Annotated in this window: 22 protein-coding genes; 8 read left to right on the top strand and 14 right to left on the bottom strand. The window is 65.0% G+C overall.

Features of this window, described 5'->3' with window-relative positions; translation table 11 throughout:
* A partial coding sequence (locus DFR51_RS09055) for an integrase core domain-containing protein (RefSeq protein ID WP_243446554.1) occupies positions 1–477 on the top strand: 477 nt, incomplete at its 5' end.
* Between the two features lie 369 nt (positions 478–846).
* Here DFR51_RS09055 and DFR51_RS09060 read toward each other — a convergent pair.
* The 9 genes from DFR51_RS09060 to DFR51_RS19330 form a co-directional block, all read right to left on the bottom strand.
* Positions 847–1,827, bottom strand: a complete 981-nt coding sequence (locus DFR51_RS09060; protein WP_160119010.1) for a dipeptidase — start codon at positions 1,825–1,827, stop codon at positions 847–849.
* 87 nt (positions 1,828–1,914) lie between these two features.
* Complete coding sequence (locus tag DFR51_RS09065) at positions 1,915–2,298, bottom strand: alpha/beta fold hydrolase (protein ID WP_121050064.1); 384 nt, start codon at positions 2,296–2,298, stop codon at positions 1,915–1,917.
* A 245-nt stretch (positions 2,299–2,543) separates the two neighbouring features.
* On the bottom strand, positions 2,544–3,110 hold the full coding sequence (locus DFR51_RS09070; protein WP_121050069.1) for an SRPBCC family protein: 567 nt from the start codon (positions 3,108–3,110) through the stop codon (positions 2,544–2,546).
* Positions 3,111–3,300: 190 nt separating this feature from the next.
* Entirely contained in the window at positions 3,301–5,109 is a 1,809-nt protein-coding gene (locus tag DFR51_RS09075) for a gamma-glutamyltransferase (protein ID WP_121050072.1), read from the bottom strand.
* 242 nt (positions 5,110–5,351) lie between these two features.
* Positions 5,352–5,744, bottom strand: a complete 393-nt coding sequence (locus tag DFR51_RS18795; protein WP_126494431.1) for a hypothetical protein — start codon at positions 5,742–5,744, stop codon at positions 5,352–5,354.
* Between the two features lie 602 nt (positions 5,745–6,346).
* Positions 6,347–7,363: an IS110 family RNA-guided transposase gene (locus DFR51_RS09080; RefSeq protein ID WP_121050076.1), complete on the bottom strand. Its 1,017-nt coding sequence runs from the start codon at positions 7,361–7,363 to the stop codon at positions 6,347–6,349.
* A gap of 225 nt (positions 7,364–7,588) precedes the next feature.
* Positions 7,589–8,485, bottom strand: a complete 897-nt coding sequence (locus tag DFR51_RS09085) for a HEPN domain-containing protein (protein ID WP_121050080.1) — start codon at positions 8,483–8,485, stop codon at positions 7,589–7,591.
* Between the two features lie 38 nt (positions 8,486–8,523).
* Complete coding sequence (locus DFR51_RS19145) at positions 8,524–9,210, bottom strand: DUF2285 domain-containing protein (RefSeq protein WP_243445481.1); 687 nt, start codon at positions 9,208–9,210, stop codon at positions 8,524–8,526.
* Positions 9,104–9,346 (bottom strand): transcriptional regulator domain-containing protein, encoded by a 243-nt coding sequence (locus DFR51_RS19330; protein WP_162500675.1) that lies wholly within the window; start codon positions 9,344–9,346, stop codon positions 9,104–9,106. Before DFR51_RS19330 ends, DFR51_RS19145 begins: the two co-directional genes overlap by 107 nt.
* 682 nt (positions 9,347–10,028) lie before the next feature.
* Between DFR51_RS19330 and DFR51_RS18990 the strand changes: the two genes are divergently transcribed.
* The 4 genes from DFR51_RS18990 to DFR51_RS09110 all read left to right on the top strand — a co-directional run bounded on the left by DFR51_RS18990 (position 10,029) and on the right by DFR51_RS09110 (position 17,013).
* A complete protein-coding gene (locus tag DFR51_RS18990; protein ID WP_160119011.1) occupies positions 10,029–10,565 on the top strand; it encodes an RNA polymerase sigma factor in 537 nt (178 codons plus the stop codon).
* Entirely contained in the window at positions 10,562–11,482 is a 921-nt protein-coding gene (locus DFR51_RS09100) for a FecR family protein (RefSeq protein ID WP_160119012.1), read from the top strand. The genes DFR51_RS18990 and DFR51_RS09100 overlap by 4 nt, the downstream gene beginning before the upstream one ends.
* Positions 11,483–11,609: 127 nt before the next feature.
* Positions 11,610–14,633, top strand: coding sequence for a TonB-dependent receptor (locus DFR51_RS09105; protein ID WP_121050093.1), 3,024 nt, complete (start codon positions 11,610–11,612; stop codon positions 14,631–14,633).
* Between the two features lie 16 nt (positions 14,634–14,649).
* A complete protein-coding gene (locus DFR51_RS09110; RefSeq protein ID WP_121050096.1) occupies positions 14,650–17,013 on the top strand; it encodes a S9 family peptidase in 2,364 nt (787 codons plus the stop codon).
* On the opposite strand, the gene DFR51_RS09115 is transcribed toward DFR51_RS09110, so the two are convergent.
* The 3 genes from DFR51_RS09115 to DFR51_RS09125 all read right to left on the bottom strand — a co-directional run bounded on the left by DFR51_RS09115 (position 17,004) and on the right by DFR51_RS09125 (position 20,251).
* Entirely contained in the window at positions 17,004–18,782 is a 1,779-nt protein-coding gene (locus tag DFR51_RS09115) for an asparagine synthase-related protein (protein ID WP_207790678.1), read from the bottom strand. The two genes, DFR51_RS09110 and DFR51_RS09115, sit on opposite strands and share 10 nt — an antisense overlap.
* Positions 18,700–19,371, bottom strand: a complete 672-nt coding sequence (locus DFR51_RS09120; protein WP_121050102.1) for a lasso peptide biosynthesis B2 protein — start codon at positions 19,369–19,371, stop codon at positions 18,700–18,702. The genes DFR51_RS09115 and DFR51_RS09120 overlap by 83 nt, the downstream gene beginning before the upstream one ends.
* 196 nt (positions 19,372–19,567) lie before the next feature.
* Positions 19,568–20,251: a GntR family transcriptional regulator gene (locus DFR51_RS09125; protein ID WP_121050105.1), complete on the bottom strand. Its 684-nt coding sequence runs from the start codon at positions 20,249–20,251 to the stop codon at positions 19,568–19,570.
* A 334-nt stretch (positions 20,252–20,585) separates the two neighbouring features.
* Between DFR51_RS09125 and DFR51_RS09130 the strand changes: the two genes are divergently transcribed.
* Positions 20,586–21,053 carry a helix-turn-helix domain-containing protein gene (locus DFR51_RS09130; protein ID WP_243446555.1) on the top strand — a complete coding sequence of 156 codons (468 nt, stop codon included), beginning with the start codon at positions 20,586–20,588 and terminating at the stop codon, positions 21,051–21,053.
* 571 nt (positions 21,054–21,624) lie between these two features.
* Here DFR51_RS09130 and DFR51_RS18995 read toward each other — a convergent pair.
* Positions 21,625–21,843, bottom strand: coding sequence for a hypothetical protein (locus tag DFR51_RS18995; protein ID WP_170151763.1), 219 nt, complete (start codon positions 21,841–21,843; stop codon positions 21,625–21,627).
* Positions 21,844–22,126: 283 nt separating this feature from the next.
* Between DFR51_RS18995 and DFR51_RS09135 the strand changes: the two genes are divergently transcribed.
* Entirely contained in the window at positions 22,127–24,286 is a 2,160-nt protein-coding gene (locus DFR51_RS09135; RefSeq protein WP_160119013.1) for a TonB-dependent receptor, read from the top strand.
* Between the two features lie 17 nt (positions 24,287–24,303).
* A complete protein-coding gene (locus DFR51_RS09140) occupies positions 24,304–24,927 on the top strand; it encodes a hypothetical protein (RefSeq protein WP_121050114.1) in 624 nt (207 codons plus the stop codon).
* A 1-nt stretch (position 24,928) separates the two neighbouring features.
* Here DFR51_RS09140 and DFR51_RS09145 read toward each other — a convergent pair whose 3' ends face one another.
* A complete protein-coding gene (locus DFR51_RS09145) occupies positions 24,929–25,927 on the bottom strand; it encodes a dipeptidase (RefSeq protein WP_160119014.1) in 999 nt (332 codons plus the stop codon).
* Positions 25,928–26,022 lie beyond the last annotated feature (95 nt).

A 26,022-nucleotide genomic window follows, 5' to 3' on the forward strand; every position in this document is an offset into this window, starting at 1 on the left:
AAAGGGTTGTGTCGACAACTTCACTTTAGAGACCTGCTGGCCGGTCATGACTGCCTTGATGAAGCCGGCGGGCGCTACGCGCCCTTGTCTCCATCCAGGCAATCCGGCCCTTCAATAGGCCGTTTCCCAATGCGCTACGGCGCCGAATTTATCGCCAATGCCGTCCAGCAATGGCTTGCCAAGATCAGCGTGAAAACGCTCTACATCACGCCGGGCAGCCCATGGGAAAATGGCTGCTGCGAGAGCTTCAACGGCTCGATGCGTGACGAGCTCTTGAACGGAGAAATCTTCTACACCCTGGCCGAAGCTCAGATCCTGATCGAAGCCTGGCGGCGACATTACAACACCGAGAGGCCGCACAGCTCGCTGGGCTATCGGCCTCCAGCCGCCGAAGCGGCAACTCCGCCATGGCTGCCCTACGGTTCCGCTACGCTTCACCTACGGCCAGCCATGGCGCCGGAGGCAATTTTAAACTAACAAACAACGCGGCCACTCACTGGGGGCCGGTCAAAAGCTGCGGATAATGATTCCCGGTCGATTGGACTTGCGATCGCCATACGTTGAAAGAATCCGCCCGTTTCCGGATCGCCAAAGACTTGGGCTTCCCGGATATCTCCCCCTTGACTTGCGATCAGCGCCGTTACCGCGGCGATTATTCCGGCTCTTACCGGTGCGCGAAAACACAAGACGGTTGATGTTTGCTGGCCATGGATACTCCCTGGCGTGACGCAAAACGCGCATTCCCGGATGGCTAACCGATCCAACTTCTCACTTCAACATACATTAGCGCATGTTGAAGTGAGAAAGATCTCAAAGATGCGTGGAGGCGTCAAAACCTAAAACGAATCACCGCCACACTTCTCGCGCTACCCGCAGGAAGTTCTCGCCGAGGACGGCGCGCAGCACAGCGTCTGAATAGCCGAGCTTGACAAGCCGCTCGACGATTGGCTCGATCGCCTCCGGAGCGACCATGCGGACACCGGCTTCGTAGCCCATACCTTTGGGGAATGTGTGAGCCATCGTCCTTACGTAATCGTCGAGTTCTTGCTGATCGAAGACGTAATCCAAGCCGATGCCAACATGGTCGGGGCCAATAAGCTGCACAGCATGGTCAAGGTGCCGCACATAAGCCTCCGGCGAGTTGTCATTCGCGCCTAAGAAGATTCCGATGCCATTGATGCCCACGACCCCACCCGTAGCTGCGCAGGCCTTCATCTGTTCGTCGGTGATGTTGCGCGGATGATCGTGTACTGCGCGAGCATTGGAATGGCTGAAGATCACCGGTCTGGAAGAGTAGGACATCACGTCCATCGCAGTGCGGTAGCCGGTGTGAGTGCAGCAGGCGACCATGCCCACTTTCGCCATCTCGTCGAGTACCTCGCGTCCAAAATCGGTCAGCCCCCCATCTTCATCATGGCATCCGCCGCCGACCCGATTGTTGCGGTTGTAGGCCATCAGCATCCAGCGGACGCCGAGATCGTAGTAGAGACCGAGCAAGCTAGGTTGGTCGGCAATCCCGTTCGCACCCTCGATGTCGAACGCCACCGCCAGCTTGCCGTCGGCACGCGACTGTTCGATGTCGGAAACCGTCTCGACGATGACATAGTCCGCCGGATGGTCTTTGAGCCAGCGGCGAAAGGCAGCAAGCACGCGGACATGGTCTTCGATGCCTTGCTCACCACACCCGATGTTCAGTATCGCGACGTTGACACCCGCGTCGCGGTAGCGCTTCAGCTGCGGCAGGAACTCCTCATCGAAAGGGCGCAGGGGCATGCAGCCATGATTGTCCCAGACAAGGGAGGATTCAATCAGGTTGGCAGCGGTCATTGCGGCTCTCTCCTTTTTAGTACCAACGCCATGGTTGCTTACGTATCTGAAATGCTTACGCATCTGAAATAATGCGAGTTCTGCTGGTCAACCAACATAGGCCGCAACGCGTTCGATGATAGCCCTGCCGGCGTCTTCCTGAATGAAGTGTCCAGCGTTGGGCATGAGATCGAATGTTGAACCTGGCACAGTCGCAGCCCATTCCCGGCCCTGCTCTGCTGGGAAAATGCTGTCGCTGTCGCCCCAGAAGAAATGGGTTGGTTTCTTTAGCCTTGGCAATAGCCGGAAGCATTCTTCCTGGCCCTCGGGATCCCCGTCGGCACCCCCGAGGAATGGCAACATCTGAGGGAAGCGCTGTGCGCCTGCCTTCGATTCGTATCCAACGAGCGGGGCCGCATAGCCGCGGTAGGCGGCGGATCGGTTGACCTCCCGATTCATCAGCGATCCGGCGACAATCCGCCCGATGTCCATATCGCCGCCCAGCGCCTCAGGATCAGTCGAGCGTTTGCCCTAAACAAAAAACTGCGTCATCTGTTTTGCTCATCCTTTGGCACTATCAAGCTCCCTCAAGAAATTCAGCCAACATATCGTCGACCTAAACAGTCCATCTTGGGATAGTGTCCTAACCCGTGGTGTAGGCCGGCCTGCTCGACCGTCACAATTTTGGCCTGAGCACATTGACAACTGAGCCAGTTCAGCGGCGCGCCGCAACTGCCTTACTTACTGGTACGACTTTTCCTCGATGTGTCTTGCTCGGCCAATGCCTTCACTTTGCTATGGTCACTTTCGATAAGGCCCTGCGTTTCGCGAGCAACCGCTTCACGCAACGATTTTTCGGAAAAGAGATGGGTTGGGGAAACAAGACTGATCGACAATTGTAGGGTACATCCTCGCGAATTTGGCGTCAGTTCGTAAGCTGCAAAGGTATAGGTTTCATCAGCGGCAATCAGATAGACAAGACGTCGGTTTGGCGCATAGGCGACTGTCCGTTCCATGCGCGCCATCACCTGACCCCCGAGCCGAGCCTTATATTCCGCGAGCTCCCCAACCGGGCCGGGCTCCAGGATGGTGCGGCTGACGAAGTTATCCTTCCATTTTGAACGATCAATCACATAAGACCACACAATCTCGCAGGGCGCGTCGATCTGCAGGTCAATCCGATTGAATGTTGCCGCAGCGGTTTCGGCCGCAATAGGCGCGGGTTTCGCGGCAAAAGTTGGGCCTGCCAGCATAATGGCTAGGCTAGCTAAAGCCGTTGCAGCAATAAGACTACGAAATCTCATTCTTTTATTCTCCAAGTAATGGCAGTTTGTGCTGCAGCCTGTCTTGGTGCGATCCTAAATCTCCACAATCTTGCCATGGGCGGCGGATATGTTCCTGCCTGCGACAAGGCTTGGTTCCAGTCCATTGAAGATTTGTGCGTTTATAAGGACTGTCATGTTACTTCACCTCGTGTCTGGCACATTTTCAGTTTCAGAAGGCAACCGCGTCGCTGTTGCTGCGGTTATGCGATGCGGCATGCAACAAGCCGGTGTCGGGGTTGCGACTTATTGCAACCCATTTGCCTTCGCCGCCCGGCCTCGCCTCGCTCATCGGCAATTCCTTCCATGAGTAGCCGGTTGCATCGAGCACCAGCGGATTAAAGCGGCCCTGAGGAACATGGACGGTCTGTTGCATCGTCTTTAGATCGAGCCCTGGCGCAAAGAGGTCGGCCGTGTTGATGGCTTGCTCGACGTTCATGCCAAAAGCCGTAACATTTTGAAGACATTGAAAGGTGCGGAGATGAAGACCGGCACCCATCGAGGCAAATCCGATCACCGGGTGTCCACCTTTCATGAGTATCCCCGTTTCGGTGATCGCCGGCAAACGCTTGCCTGGCCCGGTCGCTGCGATCGCTTGCTGCTGGAACGAGCCGGGATCCCCGATTGTAATCCCGTCGATCACGATGCACGTTTTGCCCCAGATCACCGAATTGATCGAGAGAGTGATAGCCGCAATGTTACCGTCCTTGTCGATCGCCACGACATCGTCTGAATGGCGCACGGTATTTTTCGCGAAAGGCACGAGTTGGGTGCCCGATTTGATGCGGGCCCAGAGCGCTTCGGCGTGTTTCATCGTAATGCGCGCGTCAGGCGACATGTCGAGTCCGGGAAAAGCCGCGGCGACCACAGCAGCCGGAAGCTCGCTCACATAGCCCATGTTGCAAATGTCAAGCACCTTGCGGAGCGCATCTCCGTCGCTGGTCCAGTGCGGCCCATCGGCCAGACCGGAGACAACGGCAAGATTCTGCGCTTCGATCAGTGCCGTACCGCCCGAATTCGGCCAAGGATTGGTGAATACGCTATATCCGCCCGCTAAAGATGCCGAAATCGGATCGGCCCAGATCGCTTCGTAACGCTGGAGATCTTCCAGCGTCATTTTGCCGCCATTAGCACGAACCGCACGGACCAGCTTGCGTCCCCAAGGACCCCCATACATATAGTCGCTGCCCACCGATGCGACCCGGCGGAGCGTTTCAGCGAGCGCTGGCTGCTTGAAAATCTCGCCTGCTTGATAAGCGGAGCCGTCTGGCTTCAGGAACGTCGCGCGTGTATCAGGTAGGCGCGCCAGGTCATCGTGCCGAAATCTGAACTGGTCGGCCAGTTCACGCGAAACCGGCATTCCGTCTTCGGCTATAAAGATTGCTGGGTCGAACAAACTGGCAAAAGGTAATCTGCCGAATCGCCGGTGCGCGGCCTCGACACCTTTCATGAAGCCGCCTACAAGCGCCGTACGCCCGCTTGGCGCCCCACTTCCCCGGCGGCCTGCCTCGCTGGAAAGATCGAGCCCTCCAGGAATCGAGAGTGGATCGCGTTCGTTAGCAACCGTGTTCCACTCAGCGTTCATTGTGTAAATTTTTTCAGTCTTCGCTTCGTAATAGACCAGCGACTGAATACCAAAGTAACTGACCGGCGCTCCAGCGGTCAACGCAATCTGCGTGAGCGCAGTCGTCATGGCCGCATCGACTGCCGATCCTCCTTGCTTGAGCGCCTCAAGCCCAGCGCGGGCGGCCAAGCCGTTATATGCAACAGTAACGGCACCCCCGGTTCCCATTGCAGAACCGGCAGCGGTGCGATCGTGAAGCTGAGCACGCATGAACCGCTTGTATTCATTCGCAGGCCACAATGCCGGAGACAGATTGGTCCGAGCTAGCGAGGGAGCCGCATATGCGGGCTTTGGAACAGCCAACGCGGCTATCGATCCAGCGATCAGAGTTGTCGCATTGCGGCGGTCTATTTCCATCGATCTTCCCCCGATTTGATTGCCGCTTTGGAGGCAAAAGGGTTCCCGCGCGTAGCGGAAGCTCTTGATCTAGCCTTCAGCGGCCCGTTGCTATGTTGACCGTGCATTCAGCGAGCCTGACAATGCCTGCGGCACGCGGGCCAATGGGTCGCAGACAAAGCCGATACTGCTCGTTGAATCACGATACAATTCATTAACATACATAACTGTATTCTAACCGCAAGTCGATCTTGTTGGAGCTGTCAGGCAAACGGTAATTTGATTCCCCGTGCAGCCATCCGTCGCATAGAGAGGCGACAATGAAACCCATTTCCCACAAGCGTCAACGCTTGTCGCCTGACACCATCTGCTTGGCGGCTTGGCTCTATTTCCGTTTCACTACGAGCCTGCGTGGCGACGAAGATCTGCTGGCCGAGCGTGCAATAGACCTCAGTTCCTAGACGGTTAGCCGTTAGACCAACAAATTCGGTCCTGCAATCGACGCCAACATTCACTGCAAGTGCTGGCGTGCCGATAGCGTCTGGCATCTCGATAAATTGTTCGTGCGCATCAACGGCGTGCGGATGTTCATGTGGTGAGCCATGACCGACGTGTTTGTCTGAATTGAATGGCTCATATAATTGGGCACTGTACACTCGACAATCGGTTGCAAAGCGCTCATCAACTTCGAACGCGATGCCGGTGCAGCATGAATAAGCCCACCTCGGTGTTGGCCGAACCGGCAGAAGGCCATACAACCTTGTGCGGACCTGAGGTCCGGATGACCGGCCCCCACCGAGTGGTCCGTGTGGTTTGTTAGTGCAAGATTGCCTTGAAGCGCTTGGGAATGGTGGTCCGAATACATCCGGTTTGGCCATCTGCTGGCGAACATCCCGATGCAGGACTTGGCGAGCGACCACTCTCGGGCTGACGAAATTTAGACCGCTACAACAGAAACTGAGGCACGTAGCTGTCGTAGGACATAGCGCCAGCTCGCGGCAGCTATCCGCGACTCACGCCCCATAACCTGCCGTTCCGGTCAGTTGTCTAATTGATTTTCTCATGGGCATTCCTTTTCCCGGTGCCAATGGTTGTCTTCGAGGTCATCGGACAGCGTATGGTTGCGTTGTGTCCGAGCCTTCATGATCGCGGCCGGGCGAAAAGGGGTGGGCGTCTCTGGGTCCAACTCGAGGTTGTGGCCTCTACAGTCCGGGCGAGATCACCCTGGCATGGCTGACCGGGAAGAAGGGCGCTGGGGTCATGCCCAACGGAACTCCGTCTCGTTCACCCATAGCGAATGGAGCAGCACGGCTAGCTTGCGGGCAACTGCAATCCTGGCGCGTTTGTTGCCCTTAGATTCTGCGATCCTCTGTCCCCATTGCTGGAGGGCAAATGGCCGCTGCACACGGCACAGCATGATATTGGCCGCCTCATAGAGCGATCGGCGCAGCATTGGATCGCCAGCCTTGGATATGTTGCCGTTGACATCGCGTTCGCCTGACTGGCTACGTCGTGGAACCAACCCAGCGTAGGCGCCGACATCCTCGCTACGGGCGAAGCGGTGCGGATCTTCAACACTGGCGGTGAATGTCAGCGCAGTGATCGGGCCAACGCCGGGAACGGTCATTAGCCGGCTGCAAACGACATCCTCAGTCGCCCGGCTTTCCAGCAGCCGATTGGAAGCACGCAGCTGCTCTTCGATTATCTCCATGGAAGTCACCAAAGGCGCGAACAGCGGCTCGAGATCTGGCCGCTGCTGATACAATGCGATTAGTCGCTCGCGTCGCTTCCCCGGCGTGCGCGCAGCGCCGAGGCGCAGGCCGAACAACTTGAGGAGTCCGCGCAGCTGGTTACCCATGGCCACGCGTGTTGTGATCAGTTGGGCGCGAATGCGCAGGGCAGCGCGGTCGATGTGCGTTGCTGACGCCTTCATATGCACGCGCTTGAACCAGCCTGTCCGAGCAAGCTGCGCCAGCCCCTCGGCATCATGTACGTCACTCTTGTTCACGCGGGCCGCCAACACGCCCTTCGCATGACGGGCGCAAATACACTCGACCGGGATGCTCCGCTCGGTGAGACCATGGTACAAGAACGTCGATAGAGGGCCGGTCTCCAAAACAACACGGGCCAGGCCAGAGCAGTGCTTGCCGAGCCACTTGGCAAGAACATCAGGATCGCTGGCTACGACATCGCGCTTCAAGACCACGCCATCCGTATCGACCACGCACACGTGGGTGGTCTTGTCACTCACATCCAAACCGGCAAAGATCGACATCGGTCACCCTCCTGCATTGAAGCGCCAAGGCGACTTCGTACCATCCAGGAGGGTGGCTAAATCAATTACGCGGTGTCCAACATCCCCGCCGTTCCTCCATCCTGCTCCGCGCCAGCGATCGTCGCCTGAGAAGGCCGGGACGCGGGACCGCGACCCGGCAGAGCCGGCACGGCCGGCGGCGCAGAGCGCGGCCGCGCCCCGGAGGGGGCGCGGGGCGCCCGCCCCTCACCCGTCGAGGCGTTCCTTGCAGATCGTCTCGACAAGGCCCTGGAGCACGGCGATACGCTCGGAAAGGAATGCCAGCTCCTCAGGCGTGATCTTGTAATGCGGCGAGTAGCGCGCATTCACATAGGCCTGCCGCAGCAGCTCGAAGCAGCGCTGCGCGACCTTCGTGTCCCTTGGCCATGCGGCAATCAGCCGATCGTCCAAAGCCTCGCAGCGCGAACGCAGAAAGTTCAGCTTGTGCGACTTGGGTGAGTACAAAGTCAGCACGAGCAAAACGCAGTGATAATATTGCTCGGCAGCCTGATGGAACAAGAATGCAGCCTTGTTCTCCATCCCTTCGCGCCTTGCGATCAAGCCAAGCTCAAGAAATTCCGTCGCGCTCGGGAACCATTCATCATAGCTCGCCCTCGCCTCGGCGCGCGCCTCCTCGGGCGCGAGCTTGCCGGGCCGGTCGAACGGATGGTCGGGCGCTTCATAGAGGAGGATGCCGTCGCGCACGATGTCGACGAAAAACGGGCGGCCTTTCCGGAGCTGTCCGTTCACGTCGGCGAGGCTGTGGACAATAAAGTTGACGGGAACGCCGATCGCGCGCGTCAGCGTCACCTCGCGCATCAGGTGGTCGTCGGCCTTCGCCCAGTATTCGATCGGGTCGGCGAGCTCCTCATGATTGACGACGACGAGGAGGTCGTAGTCGGAGACATAGCCGCCGACGGGATCCTCGACCCAGTCGCCGCGCGCGTGCGAGCCGTAGAGAATGACTTTGAGGATACGCCCGGCCTTGCGGTGCGGCGCGTTGCGCCCGGCGAGCGCATCGTCGAACTCCTCGAAGAGGATGCGGACGGCACGCTCGAGCTCGCGGCGCTTGCGCTCGGGCAGATGATCAAGGTCGGTGCGCATGATACCGAGACTCGCCCGAAACGTCTCTATTCACAAGATTATTCTGCATGATGCGCGCCGCCGCCTCCGCCGCCCTTGCTGCTCCCCCCGCCTCGCGCGACGAGCGCGCGGTAGCCGCCGCGCTGCATCGCCGCGGCATCGCGCACGAGGCGGCGCACGCGGCTCTTCAGGTGATCCGAGCGCCCCGACCAGCCGGCGGCGACGGCGCGCGCGCCGTAGAGAAACTCGGCAATGTCGCGCAGGCTTGCCCCCGCAGCGCGCGCGTCGAGCGCGCTGAGCATCGCGGCGTAGCGCGCGGCCTTCGGGAGCGGCGGCCAGAGCGCGCGCGCCTCGCGCCCGGCGATGAGCGCGGCAAGACGGCGAAGCCCGAGCGCCTGCGCGCGAAGCCCCGCGAGCGGCACGGCGAAGACGAGATCGATGCGGCACGCGTGGACGCACCCCCGAACGCCGAGCGTGACGCGCCGGCCGCCGCGCGCGAGCATCAGCCGGTCCTCCGCACCGCCGCGCAGCAACACGGCGCGGAACGGCAAGGCGGCAAGGTCGATGCCGCGGGGCGACGGCGCGGCCTCGGCGGCGAGCGCCGCGGGGTCGAGGCCGGCCGACCAGAACAGGCGCGCGTCAGCGGCGGGGACATCGGGGTGTTCCGCGAAAGTCGAGCCCCCAGACGCGGGCGGCGGCGTCCGCCATCCCCGCCGTGACGATCTCGAGCCCCGCGTCGCGGACATCGCCCGCCACGGCAGGCCGGAAGCGCGCATCGGCGACCGCGGCGCGGTAGGCGGGATTGCGGCGCAGGAATTCCCAGGCGAATCCGGCGGCATCGTGGTGAAACGGCAAGCCATCGGCGGGCGGCACGGTGATCATGGGTCCCCCTTCGCTGCTGTGCGATACGGCGAGCACGAGCGAACCACGCGGGGGCGGCGGTGGCGAGCAAGCCGGCGCCGCGCCGTCCGCGAATCACCCGATCCTGCATTTTTCTGGGGCGGAATCGGCAAACTTTGGCGGAAAACCCGCAAACCCCGCCGAATCCCGGCCTGATCGCCGCCGAGTCCCCACGCCGAATGGACAATTTCGCCCCATGTCGGCGCGGCGCCGGACGCCCCCCGAGAGGCCGCGCGCGCGCAGCACGCCGAGGCGCCGGGCACGCCGCGCGTTGCCGCTTATGACAGGCGCGCGATAGAGTGGTTTTCGGTCGGGTGCCGTGACGCAGGACCGGTGAACGCGCCGGGGGATGCGGCCCAGCCGCATCGGCGATACGCCGCCGGTTCAGATAGCGGGCCTCTTGCACAGGGGTTCCAACACCCGACCCCCCTTTTCCTTGCGCGCGCCGCGTGCCTGCGCGAAGATTCCACCTGTCGCCGGCGCCGGCCGGCGGCAGGGGCGTGGAAACCCCTGTGCACGGATTCGACCCGCGACACGCCGCGACCGGCGCGTGCCGCGCCCCTGCCCGTCCCCTGCAACCGCGGGGCACGCGGCGGGCGTTCCCGCTGCCAGGCCAGTGACCGCGATCGCGCGCCCGCGCCCCGCACGACGGCGGGAGGCGGCGATGGCGAGGGAACGAGGGAACGCGGCGGCGCAGGCCGGATTGCCGGGGATCGAGACGCTCTACCGACGCTACGGCGCCTGGCTGAGGGCCGCGCTCATGCGCCGGTTCGGCACGGCGCCGCACGACACCGACGACGTCGTCCAGGAGGCGTGGCTCAGGCTCGCGCGCTACGCGCCCGAGGCGGCGGCGCGGCACCCGCGCGCGCTCCTCCTCAGCATCGCCGGCAATCTCGTGCGCGACGACGCGCGGCGGCGCGCGCGGCGCGGCGATACGATCGCGATCGACCGGCTCGGCGACGCGGAGACCCCGGCCGCGATGCCCGACCAGGTCGCCGTCCTCGTGCTCAAGGAGACCATCCTGTCGCTGCCGCCCGTCTGCCGCGATGTTTTCGTGCTCTCGCGATTCTCCGCTATGACCTACGAGGAGATTGCGGACCATCTCGGCATCGCGGTGAAGACCGTGGAATGGCGGATGGGAAAGGCGCTGGCCTACTGCGCCGCCGCGCTCGGGGACGAGGGGACGGACGAACGGCGATGACGGGAGACGATAGCATCGACGAGGCTGCGGCGTGGCTCGCGCGACTGAATGCGCGCGTCGTCTCGACCGCCGATCTCGAGGCGTTCTACGCGTGGCGGCAAGCGCCCGCGAACGCCGCGGCGTTCGCAAAGGCGCAGGCCGCGTGGGAGACGGCGGGCACGCTCGAACGCGATCCCGAAATCGCGCGCGCGGTCGCCGATGCGCTCGCGCGCCCTGCCGAGGTGCAGCGCTGGCGCCGCCGCGGCGTGCTCGCGGCGCTCGCGGCCGCCGCGGTCGGCGGTGTTTATTTCACACTCCCCGAGCGCATCCGCACCGCAGTCGGCGAGCAGCGCATCGTCCGGCTCGACGACGGCAGCCGCGTCCATGTGAACACCGCGAGCAGCGTGCGCATCGCCTTTGACGGCGACACGCGCCGCGTCATTCTCGAGGACGGCGAGGCCTTTTTCGAGGTCGCGCCTGATCCAGCGCGCGCGTTCGTCGTCGCGGCGGGAGACGCCGACGTGCGCGCGCTCGGCACGCGATTCCTCGTCAGGCGCGAAGGCGGCGTCCACGTCGCGCTCGCCGAGGGCCGCGTCTCGGTGTCCGCGGGCGGCGCGACGCGAATGCTCGAGCCGGGCGAGGCGGTGCGCGTCACGAAGGGCAAGATCGGCGATCCCGCGCCCGCCGACATCGCGGCGCTGACCGGCTGGCTCTCGGGCCGCCTCGTGTTCGAGGAGACGCCGCTCATTACTGCGATCGCCGAGGTCAACCGCTACAGCCGCGACCCCGTCGTGCTCGCCGCCGAGGGGTACGGCGCGCGCGCGGTGAACGGCGTCTTCGAAACGGGCGACCGCGCGGCGTTCGTGAGCGCGGTCGGCGCGCTCTTCGCGCTCCGCGCCGAAACCCTCCCCAATGGGACGATCCGCCTCAGCGAATAGCCCCGCAGAATTATTTGATTCCGCGTTCAGGGTCGGGGCACGCTCCTGACGTTCCTGTTTGTGACGGCGCGATAGCGCGCGCCGCGCATGACGGCCCGAAAGCCGGGCGAGGGAACAGGGGGATTTGATGACGATCGAAACGGGTCTGATGCGCGCGGTGCTGCTCCTCGGCGCGGCCGCGGTGCCCGCGATGCCCGCCGCGGTCCAGGCGGCGGAGACGGACTACAGCGTTCACATTCCGGCCGGACCGCTCGACGGCGCGCTGAAGGCGCTGGCGAACCAGACCGGGCGCCAGCTTCTCTACACGAGCGCGCTCGTCGCCGGCCGCACGGCGCCGGCGCTGGGTGGCCGCTTTACGCCCGAGGCGGCGCTCGCACGCCTGCTCGGCGACGCGCCGATCGCGGTGCGCGCGGTGTCGCCCTCGGTGTTCGTGCTCGAGGCGAAGACGCCGGCGCCGCGCGCCAAACCATCCGCGCCGCCGCGACCTGCGAAGCCCCGCGCCGACGGCAGCGCGGCGCGCGCCGGGACGCCGGCGAACGACCCCGAGACGATCGTCGTCACCGGCAGCAACATCCGGGGCGCGCGCCCGGCGGCGCCCGTCATTCGCATCGACCGCACCGACATCGACCGGTCGGGCTATGCGAGCGTCGCCGAGGTGCTCGCCGCACTGCCGCAGTCGTTCGGCGGCACGGGAAGCGAGGACACGAGCATCACCGGCATCGACCGCTCGATCGTCAATTCAGGGTTCGGGTCGAGCGCCAACCTGCGCGGGCTCGGCAGCGACGCAACGCTGACGCTGGTGAACGGCCGCCGCCTCGCGGGATCGGGAAGCAACGCCGACTTCTCGGACATCTCGTCGGTGCCGCTGATCGCGATCGACCGCATCGAGGTGCTCCCCGACGGCGCCTCGGCGCTCTACGGCTCGGACGCGGTCGGCGGCGTCGTCAACATAATCCTGAAGCGCGACCCCACGCATTGGGAGACGCGCGCGCGGATCGGCACGGTGACGAAGGGCGGCGCGCAGGACTATCTGCTCGCGCAGACGGGCGGCGCCGCGTGGAGCGGCGGACAGCTCGTCGCGGCGTACGAGTATCAGCACCGCGACGCGCTCGCCGCGTCGGCGCGGCCCTATGCCGCCTCGTTCGATCTTCGCCCTCTGGGCGGCGACGACTTCCGCACGACCTATGCCTATCCGGGCACGATCCTCAGGCTCGATGGGCCGAGCGGCAGCCTGCTCCCGGCGTTCGCGATCCCCGCGGGCCAGGACGGCACCGCGCTCGCCCCGGGCGACTTCACGTCGGGCGCGAACTATTATAATTTCCGCGAGGGCGCCGACATATTGCCTGAGCAGACGCGGCACAGCGGCTGGGTATCGGCCGAGCAGCGCGTCGGGGACATCCGCCTGTTCGCCGAGGGCCGCTACAGCCACCGGCGGTTCGCGTTCCTCAGCCCGGCCTCGGTCGCGCTGTTGCCGGTCACCGCCGCCAATCCCTGGTTCGTGAGCCCGACGGGGTCGGCGTTCGACTATATCGGCTACGCCTTCGGCCCCGAGATCGGTCCGGCGCGGAGCACGGGGCGCGTCGAGAGCTGGTCTACGGTCGGCGGCGCCGTCTGGTCGCCGGGCGGCGACTGGGACATCGAGGTCTCGGGCGGCTATGCGCAGGAGCGCACGCGCAACGTCTACGAAAATCTCGTCAACCAGACGCACGCGTTCGAGGCGCTCGGCACGATCCCCGACGATCCGGCAACGGCGTGGAGCACGGCACGCGACGGCTACTTCAATCCCTACAGCGCGGTGCCGTTCAACGGCGCGGACGTGCTCGATTTCATCGCCGAGGGCTTTTCGCGCGAATATGTGAAAAGCCGGCTCGCGACCGCCGACGTCAAGGCCGACGGGACGCTCGTCTCGCACGCGGACGGCGATATCCGGCTTGCGCTCGGCGCGGGCGTCCGCCGCGAGTTCCTCGATCGCCGCGGTTCGTCCTTCTATTCGGGAACGACCCCCGCAACGCTGCAGCCGGTCGATGCCGACCGCAGCGTGCGCGCGGTCTTCGCCGAACTGTCGGTGCCGATCGTCGGCGCGGGAAACGCGCGCGCGGGGCTCCAGCGCCTCGACCTGTCGGCCGCGGTGCGCCACGAGCGCTACAGCGACTTCGGGCACACGACCAACCCCAAGCTCGGGCTCGTCTGGAGTCCCCTCCAGGGCCTCGATCTTCGCGGCAGCTGGGGCACGTCGTTCCGCGCGCCTGGGCTTCGCGAGATCGGCGATCCGCTGAACGTCAGCGCGACGCAGCTGGCGACACCCGCGGGCGGGCGCATGACCGCGATCTCGCTCGGCGGCGGCAATCCCGATCTCGACCCCGAACGCGCGCATTCGCTGTCGCTCGGCGCGCGGTTCGCACCGGCGCGCGCGGGGTTCAGCGCCGAGGTCAATCTCTTCGAGACGCGGTTTCGCGGCCGGATCGGGCGCCCGGCGTACGAGGATCTGTCGCGCGTGCTTCTCGATCCCGATTTTGCACCGTTCCTGCGCTTCATCGACGCGGCGAACCCGGACGACGTCGCCTATGTCGAAGCGCTCATCGCGCATCCGGGCTCGATGGTGAGCGGGTCGCTACCGGTAAGCGCGTTCCAGGTCGTCGTCGACGGCCGCTATGCGAACACCGCGCGCGTCGTCGTGCGCGGGCTCGACGTCCAGCTCGCGCAGCGCTGGACACTGGGTTCGGGCGAGGCCTCGCTGGCACTCAGCGGCACCTGGCTCACCGATTACAAGCGCCGCATCACCACCGCCGCGCCGATGAGCGACAAGGTGGCGACCGTGGGTTTCCCGAGCGACCTTCGCGTGCGAACGAGCGCGGGCTGGAACCGCAGCGACGTCGGGCTGACGCTGACAATGAATTATGTCGATGGCTACGCCGACCCGCTGAGCACGCCGGCGCGCAAGGTCGACGCCGGGACGACGTTCGACGCGCAGCTGCGCTACAGTCCGCAAGACGTGACGTGGGCCGAAGGGCTGACGCTCGCGCTCAGCGTACAGAACCTGTTCGCGAACGACCCACCGTTCGTGAACAACAGCTTCGGCGTCGGCTATGATCCGGCGAACGCCGACCCCTCGGGCCGCCAGGTCTCGCTGCAGCTCTCGCGCCGCTGGTAGCGCGGGAGTTTCCGCGATGCGGTTCCTGACCGGCCTCGTGCTGGCGCTCGTCGCCATGCCCGCCCTCGCGCGGCCCTATACGGTCGATGACATGCTGCGGCTCGAGGGCTACGGGCAGGTGCTCGCCGCGCCGGGCGGCGTCATCATCACCCGCCAGGCGCGCTACGACAGCGCGTCCGACTACCGCTACGACAGCCATATGGACCGGCAGCTCTCGAAGCTGCTGGTCGCGGCGCCCGGCCGGCGGGCCGAGCCGCTGTTCGCGCAGGCGGCGGACGCGGGTTACTGGGCGGCGGGGCTTTCGCCGGGCGGCAGACGCCTCGCGGTCTTCCGCCTCAAGGCGGGCAGGCTTTCGTCGGGCGTCGTCGATATTGACCGGCGCGAGGTACGCTGGCTCGACTACGCCCCCGACATACCCGTGCAGGCGCCGGGCGTACTCTGGACCAGCGACGCGCAGTTCCTCCAGGTCGCGATGCCGGGCGCGCAGCTCCCAGCGAGCCTCGATTTCGGGGGGCTCGCGCAGCGGCTTGCGCGCGCGGGCTGGGCGATGGCCGAAGCCGGCCGCGCGGCGTCGGTCGACGTGCGCGGCAGCGGCCGCTTCCTGACGCATGTCATCGCGGCCAAGACGCTGCGCCGCGTCGATGCCGCGACCGGCCGCGCGGACGTCCTCATGACCGCCGACATTGCCGACGTCGCGCTGTCGGCCGACCGCCGCCATGTCGCGGTGGTGCATTTTGGGGAAAGCCTCCAGCCCGAGGGCGACGCGCCGATCGACCCCGCGTTCCAGGTCCGCCGCCGCCGGCTTGCCGTCGTCGATCTTGAAACCGGCGCGGTCAGCGCGCCCTGCCCTTCGTGCGACGTGCTTCCGAACCTCCTCGCCTGGTCGGCGCCGGATACACGCCTGCTCTTTTATGCGCGGACGCGCGGCGACTGGTCGGGCGGGCGGCTCCGCGTTTACGACGCCCGGACGCAGCGGCTCGGGACGCTCGATACCGGCACGGCGGCGCCCGTGATCGCGCGCGAATTCGGGAGCTCGCTCGTGCTGCGCGCGGGCTGGATGGGCGCGGTTCCGCTCGTGCTCGCGAAGCCGCCCGGCGGCCGCGCCGACTGGTACGCGCTCGCGCCCGGACGCGCGCCCAAAAACCTCACGCACGCGCTCGCGCCGCCGCCGGGACCGCTCGCCGCGCTCTCGGCGCATGGACTGCAGCTCGTCGCGAACGGCACACTCCTCGCGATCGACAAAAACGGCCGCGTGCACGCGCGCCTCGAGGGCGTCGAGGCCACAGGCCTCACGCCGCTCGACATCTACAGCCTCGGTCCGCGCCGGCTGACGACGCCGCCCGAACGCGCGATCGTCACGGTGCGCCGGGGCGATGCGCGCGTCGTCCATGTCGGCGACCGGCGTATTCCGCTCGGGCGCGATGACGCGCTCGTCGCGCTCGGGTCGGACGGCACGGCGATCGTCCTTGACCGCAGCGCCGCGGCCGAGACGCTGCGGCGCGCGGGGACGCGCGCGACGATCGACCGGATCAACGCGCATCTCGCCGATGTCGATACGGCGGACGCGATCCCGATCGACAGCGTGACGCGCGCCGGCGCGCGCGTGCGGCACTGGCTGCTGCGCCCCAATGGCGCGCGCGGCAAGATGCCCGTCGTTGTCATCCCCTACCCCGGCGCGACATTTGGCGACGCGCCGCCGACCCCGGCGATCAACCGCCTGCAGCCCGTCGTCAACGGCGAACTTCTCGCGGGCCGCGGCTACGGGGTGCTCTACCCGGGGCTGCCGCTTGCCGAGACGCCCGGCGAGCCGATGCAGGCGCTCGCCGCCGAGATCGTCGCCGCGCTCGATGCGGCGGGCGGTACCGGCCTCGTCGACACAGACCGCGCCGCGCTCTGGGGGCACAGCTACGGCGGCTACGCGGCGCTTGCCGCCGCAGCAGGCACGGCGCGCTTCCAGGCAATCATCGCGTCGGCGGCGATCAGCGATCTTGCCGGCGGCTACGGTTCGATGGACCCGCGTACCGATCTTGACCGCGGCATGATGCTGACGCCGGGCGCCGGCTGGTTCGAGGCGGGCCAGGGCCGCATGGGCGTGCCGCTCTGGGAGAACCCGGAGCGCTATATCCGCAACAGCCCGCTCTATGCCGCGCCCAGGATGACGACACCGCTCCTCCTCATCCACGGCGACGTCGATTTCGTCCCCGTCGCGCACGCCGAGCGCATGTTCACCGCGCTCTACCGGCTCGGCCGCGACGCCGTGCTCGTGCGCTACCGCGGCGAGGCGCACGCACCGACAAGCCCCGCGAACATCCGCGATCAATGGACGCGCGTGTTCGACTGGCTCGAGCGGCATCTCGGCGATGCGCGCAATCAGCCCTGACGGCGAAGCCACGCCTCGAAACTGACGTAGAGCGGTACGGGCCGCGTCTCGTCGACATGCATCATGCGGTCCGCGTCGAGCGCGGTCTCGAGACGCGTCTTGTCGAGAAGACCCATTTCCGCGAGCCGCCCGCCGAGCAGATAGTCCCGGAGGAAGGGCAAATTCTCCGCGATCGCCCGGTTGTAATAGGTCGACGCCTCGCCCTTGCGGCGCCGCGCGAGCAGCGCTTCGGGCAGGCGCGCACGGAACGCATCGCGCGCGAGGCCGCGGTCGCGGATGTCGGGCGCGAGCTGCCAGGTCGGGATCGAGAGGCAGAGCTCGACGATCGGCTGCGAGAGCAGCGGGTGGATGAGCGGCCGGTCGATGCCCCGCCGGACGGGAGTGAAGAACAGCTGACAATTGGCGATCGCCTCGAGCTGCACGCGCTTGCCGGGCGGCAGCGCCCCGAGACCGGCAAGCCAGGGGTGCCGCAGACGTTCAGGCTCGAGCACATCCAGCACCGCACTCCCGAGCAAGCGCCGGTCGAACGTGTCGCGCCCGACGGGCGTGCCGATGAGCCGCTCGCGCAGCATGACGCCGAGCACGCGCCCGGCGGATCTGGCGGTGCGCGCGGCGAGGTCGAGGACAAGCGGGTCGCGAAAGGCGGCGAGACCGTTTGCGACGGCGAGGTCGGCGGCGATGCCGAGGCTCGGCATCTGGAAAAAGACCGCGTCACCGCCCTGCCCGGTGAGGATCGCCGACGCGCCCGCCGCCCCAGCATGGTCCGCGATCACTTGTTCATGAACGGGGTCGAGCCCGTGCAGCTGCGGCGCGGCGCCGGGCACGTCGCCTGCGAGCCGCGCATAGTCGATCGCGGCCGCGCGCGCATCGTGCGCTTGAAGCCGGATGCCGTAGCGCTCCGCGAGCGGGCGTGCGAACCGCCGTTCGTCGCCGCCTTCATAGCCCGTCGTGAAGTTGGTCGCGCTTGGCGTCAGTCCGGCGCGGGCAAGGCTCGACAGCACGATCGCCGAATCGAGCCCGCCCGAGAGTTCGAGATGCGGCGCGGGGTAGCGCGCGGCCCAGGCGGCGACGCACATGTCGACGCGGTCGGCGAGCCGGCGCTTGAGCGTTTCAGCGTCCTCCCCCGCGTTGGAAACAAACCGCGCCGGGTGCCAGATCACCGTCTCGTTCCAGCCCTTTGCGTGCCGCGAATGAAGCACGCCGGGCGTCAGGGTCCGAACGCCGGTGAGCACCGGAGCCCAGGTCAGCAAGGGCGGATGCGCGAGCGCATGCGCAAGCGCGGTCTGATCGACGCGCAGCGCCGTCCCCATCGTGCGAAGCCACGGCGGCACGTCGGGCGCGGCGACAAGAACGCCGTCGATCTCGAGGCCATGGAGCGGCATCATGCCCATGGGATCACGCATCAGCGACGGTCCCGTGCCGCCGAGAAAAACCGCCGCGTAGCGGCCCCAGCGATTCTCGACGAGCCAGGCGGCGTGATCGGCGGGGTCGCCGCGCGGCGGCGACATGTCGACCCCGCCCCTCCGCCCGAAAACATCGCCGATCAGAACGACGTCGTCCGCGACGCTCACACGTTCGTGCGACGATGCGATCAGCAGCCCGTCCTGCGCGACCTGCTCCGCAAGACCGGCCTCCCGGACGATGAGGCGCAGCGCGGCCTCGCGGCGGCGCGCGGCGTCATGGTCCTCAAGCCGCCGGATCAGGATCCATGCGGGCGGCGCCGCGCCAAACGAAGATCGGGGAAAAGCTGCGGCAGTAGCAGATTTCATCATTGAGCACCTTTCCGCCCGTCTCCACCCAGCAGTGCGCCTCGAACGGGTGCGTGCGCACACCGATCACGAGGTCGGCGGCGATACCGCCGAGCCGCAGAAAATTGATCAGCAGCAGCGACGCCGGAAGACAGCGCCCGCTTGCCGGAATGAGACCGCGCAGCCGCAGGAACCGGCGCGCCAGCTGTTCGGGTGTGCCGCGGGGTGTGAGCGCCTGCGGCGGCAGGTATCGCAGCCATGCCTCGGGTCTTCGGCGTATCAGCTGCAACGGCACGTAAAGCGCGGCGATCAGGAGATGGGCATAGTCGCGAAGGCCCGCCGGTTCACGACGTGCGACATCGCCGAGGTCTGACGCGGCGACGATAACGGCTGCGCGTGGGGGCAGACGTTCGTCGCGCCATGCGAGAAGCCCCTGTTCGCGGAGTTCGGTAAGCACGGCCCCGGTCTCGGCGATCGGCTTACCGTTGATCGCGTCTGCGAGCGCAACCGCGTGCCGGCGCGGAACGCAAATATAGTCGCCGGCCTTCAGGAAGACGGCGTCCCCGTCGCACCATGCGAGCCGGACGTCATCGGCTAAAACCGCAAACATCAGACTTGAAGAAAGCGGGCGGCGTCGGCAGCGACGCCGCCCGCCTCTCGTTTCAGAAGACGAAGTTGAACGGCGAGCCCTCGAACTCCGCGCGTCCGGGCAGCGTCGTTGCCCGGGTTTCGCGCCGGGCGCTGCCGATACGCACGATCTTCCGTGTCATCGTTTTCATCGATCGGTCCTTTCCTGTGCTTCGCCATCAGGATGAGATGGCGGGCACCATGACGCCCGACGCGCCGCCGACAGACAAACGATATCGGTACGATATTGGACTTATAATTGCGTGATCGGCTGTGGCGTCTGCCGTCCGATCAGGTCGGGATAGCGTGCCGGCGCTGTGGATGCGCTTGTCATGGTGAGCGCGCATGGCGCGCAATAGAGCTGGCCTACCCGCAGCGCAGGCTGCGGCCAGCGCCGCCGCCTCGGCGGCGATGTCGAAAAGCGCGGCTTCTGCGCGGCGTGCAAGCGCAAGGCGCGCGCAAACCGTATCAAACATTGCCAGCAGCACTTCGTTTTCGAGGGGCGCAATGCAGGCTCGCATGACGAGTCTTACGTCCTGCGGTTCTGGTAATAACAGCAGCGCCTGCCGGACGTCCTCGGTGTCGCCGCGACTGATCGCGCCCGTGACAAGGAGTCCGCTGCACTGATAAAGCGCACTCAGTTCGGCAGGGCGCGGCCACGGCACGCGATATCCTTGGCGATGTTCGAGCGTGAGGAGACGCTCGCCGTGGAGACCCGCGAGAGCCTCCCGCACCGGTGTGTGGCTGACCCGAAAATGCCCTGCGAGCTCGGGAACACGCAGCGTGCTCCCTGCAGCAAGCATGCCGGCTTCGAGGCCCGCGCGAATGCGGCTGTAAACGAGATGCCTCGACCTGTCCTGCATGCCTGCCTCCCGATCGCTCGGCAGGGCAACGACTACCAGCTCAGTACCGAAATGCCTTCAGCGAAGGCGCCATCTTCCGGACGTCCGCCTGATTCTGCGCAGCTTCTGCCAAATGGAAACGCCGACCACGCAGCACTCTGCGTCATTGTCGCCAAGGTTCGCCGAACACAGCCATAAAAATGCCGACCCTTGCTTCAAATAGGCGATCCCGGCTTGCCAGAACACAAGTGCTCTTGTCATAGATCAGGACCATAAAAATCTCAGACCGCTGTTATCCGGTGCAAGGCAGGGCATAATAATGAGCCGCAAGTCCGCAGATGAAACTGCCCAGGACATGATATTGTCGAAGGCGCTGCGCGCGGTGCGCCTTCATCGCCGGCTCCGACCATCGGAGGTCGCCGCCGCCATGGGCCTGCCAATCCGGACTTACGAGCATTTCGAAGCCGGAAGCGGCCGCGTATCCTATGAACGGATCGCCAGCTTCGCGAGGGCGACGAACAGCGATCCGCTTGCCATTCTCGCCAGCGTGCCTCTACGCTCCCCGGAACTCGCCGTTCGCTGCGCTGACAACAAGCTGATGACGATCGCCATGGCGAGCCTGCGTGATCTCGAACTGCAGCTCGAAGACGAGCTCGAAATGCTCGAGGCGCGAACGCTCATCGGCGCATTCGACCGTCTCGTCCGCGACCTTGTCACACACGTGCGGAGCCGCGACGTCTTTGCCGAAACTTGGCTCCAGGAGAAGGCTGCCCGCGTGGACGGAGCTTTAATTCCGGAGCGACTGAAGCCGGGGAAGGTATAGAGTTCCTCCCCGGGGCTACTGCGAGCAAGATTTTTCTCCCTTCCCGGCCGGCGTACGAGGTCGACTGATCGTCAACAATGAACATTTTGGGGACACTATGTCTTGTGAGACAAAGCGCATGATAAAGTGTTGGGGCGACGATAATCGGTTGATCATTGGCAGCGCGAGGAGCGTTGCCGTCACTGACCTGATCTGGTTGTCGGAGGCACGGCTACGCCGGATGAAGGCTTATTTTCACTTTCGTGCGGGGTTCCGCGAAACGATGACCGACGGATCATAAGCGGCATCATTTTCATAAGCCGCTATGTGTCAACCGGCGCGGGGTCGTGCCACCGATCGGCGCCCAAAAGTGATCCTCTGTGTGGTAAGTGATTTCGGGTTGCCCCGGTGGGTCCATAAGAGGGACCCGCGGATGACGCCGCGCGCCGTCAGGGGGGCGCGGGCGGCGGCGTCTGTGGGAGTTGCCTGTGGACCCACCGGGACAGCCCGGGAGGTTGGGCGTCTGAAGGAAGGGGTTTATGCGGCTTCGCGGCGCTTGAACCGCCAGCCCCCGTCGCCGGTTTCGCCGATGTCAGTGGTGGGTGAGCCGGTCGAGCGCCGTGGTCAGCTTGGCGTCACCGAAAACCTGCCGCCTTTCGCCGACGATGACCGTTCGAACAACATTGATCAGCGCATATCGGCCCGCGGGTATGGCGCTTCGTTTCCATGCGGCCTGGAAGTCGATCACCGACGGATCGTTATCAACGCGCCCGCACTCTATTTGGAAGCGGGGGCCTGGAATGCGCTGCAACGCAGTGCGGGTTTTGGCTATGCCCGAACGCCGGACCTACGTTGCCACAGGTCATGCGCTCCTAGAGCGCTAATGGCGCAGCCCCGCTTTCGTCGGCCATAACCGTGGTACAAACCACACACAGCACGCCACATGTCAACTACAAGACACTCGTGTATTGACTGTTGCAAAAATTGAAGGCAGCGTCGCGATACAGATGTGTATCGGGCCTTGGGGCAAAGGCGCTCCTCCCGTGCTCACGACTGCTTTTCGGCACCCAGTGTGCCCAACAAGGGGGTTCGACATGGCCAAGACTATTGCATCTCGATGCATCTTCTCCCTCGCCGCGCTGCTGCTGGCGAGCACAACTGCGGTATCGCCAGCTCTCGCTCAGGACGCGGGGGCATCCGCTGACGAGGCGGCCAAGGAGGACGCAACCAGCGCTTCGACGATTGTCGTTACGGCCAACCGTCGAAGCGAAGTGATCTCCGAGGTGCCGATCGCGATTTCGGCGATCACTGCGGAGGACTTCGAGCGCCGCAATGCGCTCAGCCTCGACGATCTCCAGGCGGCGGTCCCGGGCCTGCGACTTGTCGACATCGGCCCTGGTTCGCAGCGCATTCAATTGCGCGGCGTCTCGCAATATCTCGGTCAGGCGACCGCCGGCAATTATATCGACGAATTTTCGGTCACCAACCTTGGCCCGCAGGGCGTTGCGGAAGTTCAGTTGCTCGACCTTGAGCGGGTCGAAGTACTGCGTGGCCCGCAACCCACGCTCTACGGGGAAAGTTCGATGGGCGGCACGATCCGGTACATCACCGCGAAGCCCGATCTCGATGAGTTCATGGGCTCGGTGACGGGCGAAGTCAGCACCATCAAGAGCGGCGAGCAAGGCTACCGCGCCGAAGGCTTCGTCAACGTGCCGATCGCGCCGGGCGTGGCAGCCCTACGCATTTCCGCTCAGCACCGCGAAGTCGGTGGCTGGATCGATAGTCCCACGGCTGATGACTACAACGACCGTCAGATCACTACGGTGCGCGGCAAGCTGCTGGTCGAACCGAGCCCCCAATTCTCGGTAAATGCCACCATCCTCTACAACGAGTCAAAGCAGGACAGCGTCAGCTTCTCGCTCGATGGTCTCAATACCGCTCAGACCACGCTGACGCCTTCTTCGCAGGACTACCTGCTCGGCTATCTCGAGGCGAGCTATGATTTCGGTGCAGTAGAGCTGCTGAGTGTCACTGGTTACATCGACCAGTCCAGCTTCGCGCGTCGCGACATCGCGCCGTTCTTCAACACGCTGTTCGGGTTCCCCGCTTTCACGCAGGTGTTCTCCGATGCGGACGGCAATTTCGAGCGCTTCTCGCAGGAACTGCGCCTGACGTCGGACAGCAGCGGCAGCTTCCGCTATCTGATCGGCGGCATCTATGCCGAAGGCAAGGGCACCGGGCTGGCGCTGTCGACCTATCGGCCGGGGCCAATACCGGCCTTCGGTATCTTCAACGACAGCGTCGCCAGCCGCGCCCAAAGCGAGTCGATCGCCGTGTATGGCAACCTTGAACTCGATTTGCTCGATTGGCTGACGGTCGAAGCGGGCGGCCGCTATTTCCGCGAGAAGCTGGATCAGCGCGCGGTGACCACGCTGTTCGATGCTGCGGGTCCTGGAGCGAATTCAGTCACCACGCGCGGACGTGAGGCGACCTTCGACACCTTCAACCCGCGCATTGCGATTACCGCCAATTTCGATGGTTCCATCATCTACGCCTCGGCAGCCAAGGGCTTCCGGTCGGGCGGCTTCAACCTCCACCCCGCCGCCCCCAATCCAACTTTCGATCCGGAAAGCCTGTGGACCTATGAAGCGGGTACCAAGCTGACGTTCCTCGGAGGCGCAGCCTATATCGAGGCGGCCCTGTATTATCAGGACTATACTGGCATCCAATCGACGAACGTCACGCCTCTGGGCGGTACGGCGGTGTTCAACTCTGGTGCGGCCGACGGCTTCGGGTTCGATCTCGCGCTGGTGCTGAAGCCGAGCGACGCCTTCCAGTTCAGCGCCAGCCTTGGCCACAATGACGTGACCTTCACAACGAATGCTGTCGACAAGTTCGCCGGAGACCCGCTTGATCTGGTTCCGCCCTACAACATTTCGGTGGCCGCCGACTGGACGCCGCGCATTTCCGACAGCTTCGACCTGCTTGTCCACGCCGACCTCAACTACGTGGACGAAGCCGCAATCGTTTTGCGCCAGATCGGCGCGCTCGGCTTTGACACGATCGCCCCGAACGATTCTCGCGTGCTGGTCAACAGCCGGATCGGCGCGGATTTCGGGGCATTCGAGGCCTATGTTTTCGCTACCAACCTGTTCAACGAGCTGAAGGAAGTGAACCCGGATTTCGGCGCTTTCGTCGAACCGATCTTCACCCAGCCGCGTACCATCGGCATCGGCGTGAAGGCAAACTTTTGATGGCTTGGGGGGCAGGCATGCTTCGCGCGGCGACGGGGGTGGTCGCGCTGGCGCTTGTCCCTCTTCCATACTCCTGTCTGGCTGCCAAGGACAGTGCGGCGGCGCAGGCCGCAGCGCATGCCCCGGTGCCGATCCACTTTGTCGACAACTTCACCCAGACCTTCGCCGTTCCGCCCGCGTTCCTTTGGGCGGAGCTCAAGCGGATGTATCTGGATGGCAGCAAATACCGCGAACTGGGCTTTGCCATCGAGCTGCTCGCACCTACGCCCGAAGCGCCGCTCGGCGGCACCATTGCCTCGCGTCGCGAGGGCAAGGATGTCGATCGCCGCACGGCGCAGTTCACCACCATCGACGAGACCAACCGATTCCTTTCGCTGCGGGTGGTTTACAGCACAGGGATCACAGCTTACGTCAGTTATGACGTCCGGGAGGCACCGGGCGGATCGCTGGTACAGCTGATCGTCCACGCCCAGCAGCCCATGCCCGAGACTGCCGCGCTGCCCGATGCTGAGGCCGTACGGCGCGAGGCCGAAGCGCTGACCAGCTTCCATTATGATCAATTGGTCACAATGTGGGCGGCCGAGGCACAGCGGGTCGAAGCGCTCTACCGGGCCAGCGCGGCCGGCGGATCGCCGCAGTAGATCAGCGCCATACGGCGCGTGCGACCCGCATCCAGTTTTCGCCGAGGATCTTGCGGACGCTCGGTACGTCGGCGCCGCGTGCCAGCAGCTCGGTGGCAATCGCGCCCACCTGCCCGGGACCGATCATCGATGTGGCGTGGGTCATGCTGGCCGCATCGGGGAACAGTTCGGGCTTGGAGGCGAGGTAATCAACGAGCTCCTGCTTGTCGAAGACGTAGTCGAGCCCCAGCCCGACATGATCGGTTCCGACCAGCCCCGCGACATGCTCGATGTGATCGACAAGGCGGCTGACGCTGGCAGGCCCCTCGCCCAGAAAGCCGGCGAGGCCGTTGATCCCGACAACGCCGCCGGTCTCGGCACAGGCGCGGATCAAGTCATCGGGGATGTTGCGGCAATGCGCGAAGACCCCGGCGGCATTGGAGTGCGAGAAGATCACCGGGGCCCCTGCATGCTCCATCACCGCCATCGCCGTGCGGTGGCCGGTGTGCGAGCAGCAGGCGATCATGCCGACCCGGCGCATTTCGGCAAGGATGCGCTTGCCATGGTCGGTCAGGCCTCCATCGACCTCGTCGGTGCAGCCCGATCCGGCACAATTGGCGGCATTATAAGCGACCAGCATCCAGCCGACCCCGGCCTTGCGCCACGGTTCGACCAGCGCCTCGCCGCCCGCATCGAGCGGTGCCATGCCCTCGGCATCGAAGAACACTGCCAGTTTGCCTGCCCCGCGCGCGGCCTCGATATCGGCGACGGACCTGACGAGGCGGCACCAATCACCCTCACGCGCCAGCCAACGCGTCAGTCCGGCGATCATTGCCTCGTGCTGCGCGAGCGAGACAGGGCCGAAGCCGATGTTGACGCTGATAACGTCGACTCCGGCCGCGGCAATGGCGCGCAAGCGGGCAAAGAAGTCATGATCGTCCGGCCGCAGCGGCAGGCAGGTGTGATTATCCCATACCAGCGCATCGCGCACCAAGTTCTCGGCATCGGTCATTCGTGCCATGACTCTCTCCCCGGCCAAGCGACAGCAAACCGCAACGCAGCGCATTGATACCTACGATACACACATGTATCGTTCAAGCCCACGAGGGAGATGCC

The sequence above is a fragment of the Sphingosinicella microcystinivorans genome, from assembly GCF_003634215.1.
Lineage (GTDB): Bacteria > Pseudomonadota > Alphaproteobacteria > Sphingomonadales > Sphingomonadaceae > Sphingosinicella > Sphingosinicella microcystinivorans.

Bases quoted from the DNA above. Each gene is read 5' to 3' on its own strand.
- DFR51_RS09060 (WP_160119010.1), bottom strand. From the start codon at position 1,827: ATGACCGCTGCCAACCTGATTGAATCCTCCCTTGTCTGGGACAATCAT.
- DFR51_RS09065 (WP_121050064.1), bottom strand. From the start codon at position 2,298: ATGGACATCGGGCGGATTGTCGCCGGATCGCTGATGAATCGGGAGGTC.
- DFR51_RS09070 (WP_121050069.1), bottom strand. From the start codon at position 3,110: ATGAGATTTCGTAGTCTTATTGCTGCAACGGCTTTAGCTAGCCTAGCC.
- DFR51_RS09075 (WP_121050072.1), bottom strand. From the start codon at position 5,109: ATGGAAATAGACCGCCGCAATGCGACAACTCTGATCGCTGGATCGATA.
- DFR51_RS09080 (WP_121050076.1), bottom strand. From the start codon at position 7,363: ATGTCGATCTTTGCCGGTTTGGATGTGAGTGACAAGACCACCCACGTG.
- DFR51_RS09085 (WP_121050080.1), bottom strand. From the start codon at position 8,485: ATGCGCACCGACCTTGATCATCTGCCCGAGCGCAAGCGCCGCGAGCTC.
- DFR51_RS19145 (WP_243445481.1), bottom strand. From the start codon at position 9,210: ATGTCCGCGACGCGGGGCTCGAGATCGTCACGGCGGGGATGGCGGACG.
- DFR51_RS19330 (WP_162500675.1), bottom strand. From the start codon at position 9,346: ATGATCACCGTGCCGCCCGCCGATGGCTTGCCGTTTCACCACGATGCC.
- DFR51_RS18990 (WP_160119011.1), top strand. From the start codon at position 10,029: ATGGCGAGGGAACGAGGGAACGCGGCGGCGCAGGCCGGATTGCCGGGG.
- DFR51_RS09100 (WP_160119012.1), top strand. From the start codon at position 10,562: ATGACGGGAGACGATAGCATCGACGAGGCTGCGGCGTGGCTCGCGCGA.
- DFR51_RS09105 (WP_121050093.1), top strand. From the start codon at position 11,610: ATGACGATCGAAACGGGTCTGATGCGCGCGGTGCTGCTCCTCGGCGCG.
- DFR51_RS09110 (WP_121050096.1), top strand. From the start codon at position 14,650: ATGCGGTTCCTGACCGGCCTCGTGCTGGCGCTCGTCGCCATGCCCGCC.
- DFR51_RS09115 (WP_207790678.1), bottom strand. From the start codon at position 18,782: ATGAAATCTGCTACTGCCGCAGCTTTTCCCCGATCTTCGTTTGGCGCG.
- DFR51_RS09120 (WP_121050102.1), bottom strand. From the start codon at position 19,371: ATGTTTGCGGTTTTAGCCGATGACGTCCGGCTCGCATGGTGCGACGGG.
- DFR51_RS09125 (WP_121050105.1), bottom strand. From the start codon at position 20,251: ATGCAGGACAGGTCGAGGCATCTCGTTTACAGCCGCATTCGCGCGGGC.
- DFR51_RS09130 (WP_243446555.1), top strand. From the start codon at position 20,586: ATGATATTGTCGAAGGCGCTGCGCGCGGTGCGCCTTCATCGCCGGCTC.
- DFR51_RS09135 (WP_160119013.1), top strand. From the start codon at position 22,127: ATGGCCAAGACTATTGCATCTCGATGCATCTTCTCCCTCGCCGCGCTG.
- DFR51_RS09140 (WP_121050114.1), top strand. From the start codon at position 24,304: ATGCTTCGCGCGGCGACGGGGGTGGTCGCGCTGGCGCTTGTCCCTCTT.
- DFR51_RS09145 (WP_160119014.1), bottom strand. From the start codon at position 25,927: ATGGCACGAATGACCGATGCCGAGAACTTGGTGCGCGATGCGCTGGTA.